At 29.4% G+C, this 10,683-nt stretch carries 9 protein-coding genes; 8 read left to right on the forward strand and 1 reads right to left on the reverse strand.

Translation table 11 applies throughout. From position 1 onward, the window contains the following. The 8 genes from rimO to MR593_RS11230 all read left to right on the forward strand — a co-directional run. The coding region (gene rimO / locus MR593_RS11195) for a 30S ribosomal protein S12 methylthiotransferase RimO (protein ID WP_290692890.1) at positions 1-1,102 on the forward strand (1,102 nt) is incomplete at its 5' end. After that, on the forward strand, positions 1,086-1,628 hold the full coding sequence (gene pgsA / locus MR593_RS11200) for a CDP-diacylglycerol--glycerol-3-phosphate 3-phosphatidyltransferase (protein WP_290692892.1): 543 nt from the start codon (positions 1,086-1,088) through the stop codon (positions 1,626-1,628). The genes rimO and pgsA, both read left to right, overlap by 17 nt. A 255-nt stretch (positions 1,629-1,883) precedes the next feature. Next, entirely contained in the window at positions 1,884-2,963 is a 1,080-nt protein-coding gene (gene recA / locus MR593_RS11205; RefSeq protein ID WP_290692894.1) for a recombinase RecA, read from the forward strand. Positions 2,964-3,265: 302 nt separating this feature from the next. Continuing rightward, positions 3,266-4,810: a ribonuclease Y gene (rny, locus tag MR593_RS11210; protein WP_290692896.1), complete on the forward strand. Its 1,545-nt coding sequence runs from the start codon at positions 3,266-3,268 to the stop codon at positions 4,808-4,810. A 177-nt stretch (positions 4,811-4,987) separates the two neighbouring features. Further along, on the forward strand, positions 4,988-6,766 hold the full coding sequence (locus MR593_RS11215; RefSeq protein ID WP_290692898.1) for a DEAD/DEAH box helicase family protein: 1,779 nt from the start codon (positions 4,988-4,990) through the stop codon (positions 6,764-6,766). Positions 6,767-6,882: 116 nt separating this feature from the next. Continuing rightward, positions 6,883-7,791 carry a tyrosine-type recombinase/integrase gene (locus tag MR593_RS11220; RefSeq protein ID WP_290692900.1) on the forward strand — a complete coding sequence of 303 codons (909 nt, stop codon included), beginning with the start codon at positions 6,883-6,885 and terminating at the stop codon, positions 7,789-7,791. A 117-nt stretch (positions 7,792-7,908) separates the two neighbouring features. Next, complete coding sequence (gene purB, locus MR593_RS11225) at positions 7,909-9,354, forward strand: adenylosuccinate lyase (RefSeq protein ID WP_290692902.1); 1,446 nt, start codon at positions 7,909-7,911, stop codon at positions 9,352-9,354. 359 nt (positions 9,355-9,713) lie between these two features. After that, the gene (locus MR593_RS11230; protein ID WP_290692904.1) at positions 9,714-10,166 is read left to right on the forward strand and encodes a MarR family transcriptional regulator; all 453 of its coding nucleotides are present in this window, start codon (positions 9,714-9,716) and stop codon (positions 10,164-10,166) included. A gap of 73 nt (positions 10,167-10,239) precedes the next feature. Here the strand turns inward: MR593_RS11230 and MR593_RS11235 are convergent. Then, positions 10,240-10,683, reverse strand: a 444-nt coding sequence (locus tag MR593_RS11235; protein ID WP_331474837.1) for an aminotransferase class I/II-fold pyridoxal phosphate-dependent enzyme, incomplete at its 5' end; no start/stop codon positions are given.

Genomic DNA, 10,683 nt, shown 5'->3' on the forward strand with positions numbered 1-10,683 from the left:
AGGATGTCTAGCTCAGAGATATGCAGACGAGTTAAAAGAGGAAATACCAGAGATAGATGCAATAGTTGGTACAGGTAGCTACCAAAATATAGACGAAATAATAGGAAAGCTTAAAGAAGAGCATCAAATAGTGAGCTTAAATAATATAGAATTTGCATACGATGAAACTCTACCTAGATATGTATCTACTCCAAGTCATATGGCGTACCTAAAAATAGGTGAAGGCTGTGACAACAAATGTACTTACTGTATAATACCTAAACTTAGAGGTAAATATAGAAGTAGAAAGATGGAGGATATAATTTCAGAAGCTAAAAAGCTTGCCGAAATGGGAGTTAAGGAGTTAATCGTAATAGCTCAAGATACTACTAAATACGGCGTTGATTTATACGGTGAGGAAAGACTTGCCGAGCTTTTAGAAGAATTAGCTCAAATAGACGGATTCAAATGGATTAGGGTGATGTACTCTTATCCAGAATCAATAACTGAAAAGCTAGTAAATGTAATAAGTAAATACGATAATATATGCAATTATTTCGATATGCCTATACAACATGCGAGCAATAGGATATTAAAGCTGATGAACAGAAAAACTACTAAAGAGGATATCATGTCTAAGGTAGAAATGATCAGAAATATCATACCTGATGCTACACTTAGAACTAGTATAATAGTAGGATTTCCTGGGGAAACAGACGAGGATTTTGAGGAGCTTGTAGATTTTGTAAAAGAAGTAGAATTTGATAAGCTAGGAGTATTTACTTATTCTAGAGAGGAAGATACCCCTGCTGATAGACTACCTAATCATCTTGAAGAGGAAGTCAAATTAGACAGACAAGAGAGACTTATGCTAGTACAACAAGCTATATCAGAACAAAAAAACAAGCAAAAAATAGGCAATAAATATGAAGCATTAGTTGAAGAACAAATAGAAGATAACGTGTATATAGGTAGAACCATATACGATGCAGAAGAGATAGATGCAATAGTATATATAAAATCTATAAAAGATCTTCAAATAGGGGAATTTGTAGATGTAGTTATAACTGATGCTTTAGAGTATGATTTAATGGGGGTATTAGAGGATGAATTTACCGAATAAGCTTACACTACTTAGAATATGTCTAATACCAGTATTCGTAATACTTATGCTATCACAAATAAACAATTTCTTTTTAATAGCTTGTATTGTGTTTATGGTGGCTTCTATAACAGATTTTTTAGATGGAAGAATAGCTAGAAAACACAATTTAGTTACAGACTTTGGGAAATTTATGGATCCATTAGCGGATAAGTTATTAGTTTTATCTGCGCTTATATGTATGATAGATTACGATTTAGTAGCTGGTTGGATGGTAATAATAATTGTGGCAAGAGAGCTAACAGTAAGTATTTTAAGAGCAATAGCAGCAGACAATGGAAAGGTAATAGCAGCTAGCGGCGGTGGAAAAATAAAAACTACAAGCCAAATGATAGCTATAATATTCTTACTTATAGGTGCTAATTTCTCAAATGATATAATATTACTTATTGGAACTGTAGCTATGTACATCGCTACAATATTTACACTTTATTCAGGAATAGATTACTTATATAAAAATAGAGATTTATTTATGAATAGTAAATAATAAAATTTTTAGAAGAGCTATATGTTATGCCGTTTTTAAATTGACATATAGCTCTTTTTTAGATTATAAAAAGGAAGAATTATTTTTAAATAAAAATGTAAAATTTGGGTATAAAACATTTAGAATTTGTTAATAAACATATTAGAAAATAATTTATTTATCGATTGACTGTAAAAGCTTTATAAGATATAATAAAAATATAAAACCGAACAGATGTTTGATTATGAAAAATAATATAATGGAGGAACGAATTATATGACTATAGAAAAAGAAAAATTAGATACATTGAATCAGGTATTAGGTAAAATAGAAAAGGATTTTGGTAAAGGCTCAGTAATGAGACTTGGAGAAGCTTCATCAATGGTAATAGATTCTATATCAACAGGTTCAATAGGACTTGATATAGCGATAGGTATAGGTGGGCTTCCTAGAGGTAGAATAGTTGAAATATACGGACCGGAATCTTCAGGTAAAACAACTGTAGCACTTCATTCAGTTGCAGAAGCTCAAAAAGACGGTGGGATAGCAGCTTTCATAGATGCAGAACATGCCCTAGATCCAGTTTATGCAAAGGCGTTAGGTGTAGATGTAGATAACCTTATAATATCTCAACCAGATACAGGAGAACAAGCACTAGAGATAGCAGAGGCGCTTATAAGAAGTGGTGCGATAGACATAATAGTAATAGACTCAGTTGCAGCATTAGTTCCAAAGGCAGAAATAGAAGGAGATATGGGAGATTCTCATGTTGGATTGCAAGCTAGACTTATGTCTCAAGCGCTTAGAAAATTAACAGGTTCAATCAAAAAATCAAATTGCGTTGCTATATTTATAAACCAACTTAGAGAAAAAGTAGGTATAATGTTTGGTAATCCAGAAACTACTACAGGTGGTCGTGCACTTAAATTCTACTCATCAGTTAGATTAGATGTTAGAAAAATAGACACAATAAAACAAGGGGATAAAATTTTAGGAAGTAGAACTAGAGTTAAAGTAGTAAAAAATAAAGTAGCGCCTCCTTTTAAACAAGCTGAATTTGACATAATGTACGGAGAAGGTATATCAAAAATAGGTGATTTACTAGATATAGCTGCCAATATAGATATAGTTAAAAAATCAGGTTCTTGGTACAACTATCAAGATATAAAATTAGGACAAGGTAGAGAAAATGTTAAAAAATTCTTATCTGATAATATGGATTTAGCAAATGAAATAGAAGAAAAAGTTAGAAAGTATTATAAATTAGGTGCAGAATATAAAGATATAGAAGATGAAGATTTAGACGATACTCAAATGTCAGAAGATATCGCGAATAATAGCATTTCAGAAGAATAATAATTGCTATAAACCTCCTATAACCTTGACACAAAGTAGAAAAAATTATAAAATTAAATGAGGTAAAGTATTCTAATTTAATATAATTTTTTGTTGTTAATCATTAAGAAACTAATTACAGTTTCTAATTAATAATTTAAGCTGTCGATATTTATAAATATTTTTTAAGACAGCTTAAAATAATATTCCAAGATTATAAATGTGGTACTTAAATTAATGTCATTCTTTTACATAGCTAAAAGATCGACCTAAATACGAAAATAAGGAGTAATATTGAATTTTGGGATTAAATAATAAAGGAGGTGGATGTCATAGTAAAAGTAATTATAGCAGCAGTAATTGGCTTGATTATAGGTGCATTAGCTGGATATTTTGGTAGAAAAAATATATCAGAAGCGAAAATCGGTGAAGCAAATACACTAGCTAAAAATATAGTAGATCAAGCGAATAAAGATGCAGAAACAATCAAAAAAGAAAAACTTCTAGAAGCAAAAGAAGAAATTCATAGATTTAGAAGTGATGCTGAAAAGGAAAGTAGAGAAAGAAGAAATGAATTACAAAAATATGAAAGAAGAGTAATTCAAAAAGAAGAATCTCTAGATAGAAAACAACAAAGTATAGAAAACAAAGAATCTAATTTAAATCAAAAGTTAAAAATTGTAGACGAAAAACAAAAAGAAGTTGAGGCTATAAAATTAAAACAACTTGAAAAATTAGAGGATATATCAGGTATTACTTGTGAAAAAGCAAAAGAAATCATACTAAGTAATGCAGAAAAAGAAGTAAGACATGAAATGTCAATAATGATTAAGGACATTGAAACTCAAGCAAAAGAAAATGCTGAAAAGAAATCAAGAGAAATAATTGGATATGCAATTCAAAAATGTGCAGCAGACCATGTTGCAGAGACTACAGTAACAGTAGTTAATTTACCAAATGACGAAATGAAAGGTAGAATAATAGGTAGAGAAGGTAGAAATATCAGAACTTTAGAAACTCTAACAGGAATCGACCTAATAATAGACGATACTCCTGAAGCTGTAATATTATCTGGATTCGATCCTATTAGAAGAGAAATTGCGAGAATAGCTTTGGAAAAACTTATATCTGATGGAAGAATACATCCAGCCAGAATAGAAGAAATGGTAGAAAAAGCTAAAAAAGAAGTTGACAACATTATAAAAGAATATGGTGAACAGGCTACTTTTGAAACAGGTGTACATAGCTTACATCCAGAATTAGTTAAGCTATTAGGTAGACTTAACTACAGAACAAGTTATGGACAAAACGTTTTAAAACATTCTATAGAAGTAGCACATATAGCTGGAATTATGGCTGCTGAAATAGGAGCTGACATTAAGCTTGCTAAAAGAGCAGGATTGCTTCACGATATAGGTAAGGCAGTAGACCATGAAATGGAAGGTACACATGTTGAAATAGGTATGGATTTACTTAGAAGATACAAAGAATCTAAGGAAGTTATACACGCTATGAGTACTCACCATGGAGATCACGAACCTCAAACAGTTGAAGCAGTATTAGTTACAGCAGCAGATGCAATATCTGCAGCTAGACCAGGAGCTAGAAGAGAAACACTAGAAGCGTATATTAAGAGATTAGAAAAACTTGAAGAAATTGCAAATTCATATGACGGTGTAGAAAAATCTTATGCAATACAAGCTGGTAGAGAAATAAGAATCATGGTTAAACCAGAAAAAATTAACGATGAAGAAATTCACCTATTAGCTAGAGATATAACTAAGAAGATCGAGGATGAGCTTGAATATCCAGGTCAAATAAAAGTTAGTATAATAAGAGAAACTAGAGCTGTAGAATATGCAAAATAATAATTAGTAAATAAGCCTCTTTTGAAGTGATTCAAGAGAGGTTTTTTGTATAAAAATCTATTTATGGCAAATTATATATATAAATGATATAATTTAAGTATAGATTTACAAAAATTTTAGCGTAAAGACATTAAATTCTGGAGTTAATTCTACAATGAAACAGAGAGGAGGCTTAATATGAGTCAATTTATAAATATTAACTCTCAATTAGATGCATTAAGGATGAAAGAATTTGAGAAAAAATTTTATGAAAAAATATCCGACGATGTAAAGATAGTTCCTAAAGTGACGCCTTTTAAAGGCATAAACATAGATTTAATGTATATTAAAAATAATAAAATATTATTTGTGAAATTTATGGATACTTCAGAAGAATTGTTTTCAATATTAGACGAAGAATTAATCGAGGTTATGAATGAAGAGTTTAATCTACTTAGATTGAAAATGGCTCAACATCATAACAATATTTCTTATAATTTTGTTTATATAATGCCTTATGTAGAAATTTACGATGGGTATGGATTTGAAGATTTTGTAGATAATAACATAATAGATAAGCATAAACTAAATCAAATCATTGAAAAAGAAATATCTATGGATGATTATTTAAAAGAAGAAAACAACGAAATAGAATTAAATATGTATATTTTAGATATATGTCCGGAATACTATGTTTTAAATAATGAAATGCATATAAATAAAGAATTTAAAAAAATTACATTTGTCAACGATGATTATGAATACAGTGCGACTATGCTCGATAAAGATCAACTGGAGAAGTCTATATCGATTAACTACGGTAATAATTTATTTCAAGGTGGTTGTGGTACTGGGAAAACAACTATAATGCTATCTAGAGCGATTAAATTAGCTCGTGTATATCCACAGCACAGGTTTGTCGTATTTGTATCATCAAAGAAGCTTTCTAATCAACTCAGAGAGGCTTTGGAGATTTTATATAAGGATAATAATAATTTAGAGGTTCACACAATATCGTCGTTTTTATTTAAATTAGCTAAAAAATTCGATTTGGTAGCTGACTATAGAATGTTTAAACAAAATTACGAAAAATATTTAAATAATTTGATAAAACAAGCTAGAAATGTCGTAAAAAACAAAAATATGTTTAAAGGAATATTTATAGATGAAGCAGAATCATTTAAGTATGACGAGTTAAAATTTATTTCAGAGTTTTTATATAAAACAAAAAATATATTCGATATATATTACTGCAATGCTTTGAATATGACTAATGATCTAAATATATTTAAAGACAATAAGCAAGATATAGAGTTTGACGATATTATATATTTAGATATAAATTACAGACAAAATAAAAATTTAGTTGAATTTGTAAATAGATTTTGTCAAAATTCAAATGATTATATTAAAAGCTTAAGACCTTCAGTAGAAGGAGATATATACCCGTTTACTAAATCAATTCATAAGCATGGACAAGATCCCGAAATACTAAAAGTAAGTGACTTAGAAGAGCAGATAGAGTCTGTTTTATGGGAAATTGATTTTTTAATAAACAAAAAAGGTTTGGATTATTCAGATATAGCTATAGTATATCCGTACAATAAGAAAAAGCTAAAAAACGGGAAAACTATATATTTTCAATATATCTTAAGAAAAGCCCTAGAAGAGGCGAAGATTCCTTATATGATTGCAGAGGATGAGATAACGACGCTAACTAAAAAGGTCGGTATAACGATTTCTAATATATATGGCATAAAAAATCTAGAGTATAAAGCAGTTATATTTTGTGAATTAGAGATGCTATACAATCAAACAATTGGAGATACTAGACAGGATTATCAAATAAACGATTTTGTGGGAGATTTAAATAAAATTTATCTTGCGATAAATATCCCTACTGACTATTTAAAAATAATAACTACCTTTAGTGAGGATTCAAGCGAGATAATAAAAATTTTAATTAAATCTAAATAATGAAAATAATTTAATTACATTCAAATAAAATCACTATGAAATCGCTTTAATCGTGAAAATGATAAAAGTGATTTTTTAGTTGATAAGTAAATTATATATTGGGAAGGATAAAGGATATGGAAGAAGCAAAAATATTGACAAAGCAAGAATTAAAATTATATGATGAATTTTCAATAAATTTTAATCCCAAGACAAAGAGGGATTATTTACTGAAAGTAATATATTTTAAAAAGTTTATAGATGAGAGATATTTGCTAGAAGTGGATAAAGAAGATTGTGCTAAATTTATGGAGGAAGTGAAGGAAAAATACGCAAAATCCACTAGTGAAAAAATATACAGTTATTTACATAGTTTTTATTCTTTTTTACAAAGAAATAAACATATAGAAGTAAATCCATTTAGCTATGTACAAAAACCTGTAGTTACAAGACAAAAGGGAAAAGACGATGTGCTTAGCATTCAAGAGATAAATCAGCTCGTAGACTCATTATATAAATTAAATGCAAGAGATAGACTTATAATGGTATTTTTGGCTACTACAGGATGTATGCTAAATGAGCTTGTAGACGTCAAATGGAAGGACTTAATAGTAGATGAACAGGATAATTACTATGTAAGACTAGGCAAAGGCAAAAAGGAGAGAATAGTAAAATTACATCCATATTGCTTTAAGCTTATAGAAGATTACAGATATCATTCAGGGCTTAGCGAAGTTATTTTACCAACTGATGACTTTATATTTACAACACAAAAGAGCAATTCTATAACAGATAGAAACGTCAGAATAATAGTTCAAAAGGCTTTTGATTTAGCAGGGCTTAAAAATTATTCTGCGAAGGATTTAAGACACTCTTACGCTGCTATAAGCCTTATGCTAGGTGCTGATAGAGAGGAAGTACAAAAACAGCTAGGCTGGAGTGATAAATACTACGCTATAAGATATAAAAATGTAATAGATTTTGTAGATAGTGAAAGCATCGACTACATGATGCAAAAGGATAATTTACTTATAAATAAGAAATAAGAAACAAGAAAATAAATAATTTGAACAAATTTAAAAAAAGTATTGTTATAGTTCGTGAAATTATATATAATTATGATGTTGAAAATAACTAAGAAATGATTAAGGACGGTGCGAATTATGGATAATAAATACAGTACATACTCAAATCCTCTTACTGAAAGATATTGCAGTAAGGATATGAGTTATATATTTTCTCCACAATTTAAATTTTCTACTTGGAGAAAATTATGGATAGCTCTTGCAGAAGGAGAAAAAGAATTAGGAATAAATATAACAGATGAACAAATAGAAGAATTAAAATCTCATATAGATGATATAAACTTTGACGATGCTAAAAAAATAGAAAAAGAAGTAAGACACGACGTTATGAGTCATGTTAAGGCTTATGGAATGCAATGTCCAAAGGCTAAAGGAATAATACACTTAGGTGCTACTTCAGCTTACGTTGGAGATAATACAGACGTAATACAAATGACAGAAGCTCTAAAATTAATAAGAGTAAAATTAGTAAACTTAATAAACAACTTAAAGAAATTTGCTCTTAAAAACAAAGACATTCCAACTTTAGGATTTACTCATTTCCAAGCAGCTCAGCTTACAACAGTTGGTAAGAGAGCGACTTTATGGGCTCAAGATTTAATAATAGATTTAGAAGACTTAAACTACAGATTAGAAAACATGAAGCTTAGAGGTGTTAAAGGTACAACAGGTACTCAAGCTAGTTTCATGGCTTTATTCGAAGGAGATACTGCTAAAATAAAACAATTAGACAAAATAGTATGCAATAAAATGGGATTTGAATCTTCTTATCATGTAAGTGGACAAACTTATACTAGAAAATTAGATTCTCAAGTTTTAAATGTATTAGCAGGAATAGCTCAAAGTATGCACAAGATGACTAATGATATAAGATTACTTCAACATCTTAAAGAATTAGAAGAACCATTTGAAAAGAATCAAATAGGATCTTCAGCTATGGCATATAAGAGAAACCCAATGAGAAGCGAAAGAATAGCATCACTTTCAAAATATATAATATCAGAATCTATCTCTCCAGCTATGGTAGAAGCTACTCAATGGCTAGAAAGAAGCTTAGACGACTCTGCTAACAAGAGACTTGCTATACCACAAGCATTTATGGCAGCAGATGCTATACTTGAAATAGGAATAAACGTAACAGACGGTCTTGTAGTTTATGAAAGCATGATAAACAAACATATAAATGAAGAACTACCTTTTATGGCTACTGAAAACATATTAATGGAAGCTGTTAAAAGAGGTGGAGATAGACAAGAATTACACGAAGAAATTAGAGAATTATCTATGAAGGCAGCTTACAGAGTTAAACACGAAGGATTAAATAATAACCTAATAGACTTAATATTAGAATCTGACAAATTCAATATGTTAAAGAGAGAAGAAATATCAGATATACTAGATCCTATGAAATTCGTAGGTAGAGCTCCAGAACAAGTTTTAGAATTCGTAGAAGAATACTTAGATCCAGCTATAGAACCATTTAAGGACGTTATAGGTGATGTAGACGTAGATTTAAGAGTTTAATATTTAGATAAAACTCAATTGATTAAAAACTCCTAGGAATAGTTTTATTTCTAGGAGTTTTATAATGCATAGGAAAGGGTAGCGTACTTGCTGCGCCAAGTACTTAAATTATATTCCTTTGAAATTGTGGATAAATATAATTTCCGTCATGCATTTCAAAAAGGTTATCGCACTTGCTACGCCAAGTGCTTAAAAATCAACATTATGGATCTTTAGGATAAAGATTTTCTTATATTGATAATAAATTAAAAAGTAAAATTAAAAATAATAAAAAAATATATTTAAAATATGTTGTACAGACAACAACTTTAGTGTAAAATATACAAGGAAAAAAAAATACAGCAATCTGAGGTGATTAAATGAAATGTATAGTGACAGATACGATAAGTTTTTTATCTAACACATTTCCTAAAATTTATTCTAGTTTATATTTAAACTACCTAAAACAATATTCAAGCTTATACAATGTAAATAAAACTCAATTAAGAGCTTTAGTTTTTATGAGAAATTACGGTGAAATAAGTATGACAGAATTATGCTCTAAGTTAAACATAGAAAAAGGTAGTTTAACTAGCATGATAGATGATTTAAGCGATAAAGGATATGTTTATAGAGAAAAAAATCTTAAAGACAGAAGAAAATATATGATAATTATAACTGAGGAAGGTAAGAAAATAGCTGCTGATTTTACAGAAAAATTGAGTAATGATTTAGAAGAGAAATTTTTCAAATTAAATGATGAAGATAGAAGAAAATATTTAGAAGCTATAGAGACTCTTGAGACGTTGTTAAATAAAAGTGAATTAAATTAATTTGAACTAAAAAGGGATATGAAATAAATCATATCCCTTTTGTCTATATTTTAAGTTAAATTATAATTTAAAATTATGCGTTAGCTTTAGCAGCTTTGTAAGCTTTTAATCCTTCAGCTAATAATTTACCAGCAGCTCTTAAATCTTCTTCTTTTAAGATGTAAGCAAGTCTTATTTCGTCAAGTCCAAGACCAGGAGTTGCATAGAATCCAGCAGCTGGAGTAGCCATAACTGTAGCTCCATCCATACGGAAATCAGTTAACATCCATTTTACGAAGTCTTCAGCATTGTCAACTGGTAATTTAGCAACTATATAGAAAGCACCCATTGGTTTTTCACATATAACGCCTTCAGCTTTCATTAATTCTTCGTATAATACATCTCTTCTCTTGCAGTATTCATCGTTTACTTCTTTTAAGTAAGAAGCTGGAGTTTCGTTGAATAATGCAGCGGCACCTAATTGTTCTATAGTAGCTATACATAATCTACCTTGACATAATTTCATGATTTCACCCAT

The organism is Intestinibacter sp. (assembly GCF_022780145.1).
GTDB lineage: Bacteria > Bacillota > Clostridia > Peptostreptococcales > Peptostreptococcaceae > Intestinibacter.

Coding starts and splice junctions, on each gene's coding strand:
- recA (WP_290692894.1), top strand. CDS start 1,884: ATGACTATAGAAAAAGAAAAATTAGATACATTGAATCAGGTATTAGGT.
- MR593_RS11220 (WP_290692900.1), top strand. CDS start 6,883: ATGGAAGAAGCAAAAATATTGACAAAGCAAGAATTAAAATTATATGAT.
- pgsA (WP_290692892.1), top strand. CDS start 1,086: ATGAATTTACCGAATAAGCTTACACTACTTAGAATATGTCTAATACCA.
- MR593_RS11215 (WP_290692898.1), top strand. CDS start 4,988: ATGAGTCAATTTATAAATATTAACTCTCAATTAGATGCATTAAGGATG.
- MR593_RS11230 (WP_290692904.1), top strand. CDS start 9,714: ATGAAATGTATAGTGACAGATACGATAAGTTTTTTATCTAACACATTT.
- purB (WP_290692902.1), top strand. CDS start 7,909: ATGGATAATAAATACAGTACATACTCAAATCCTCTTACTGAAAGATAT.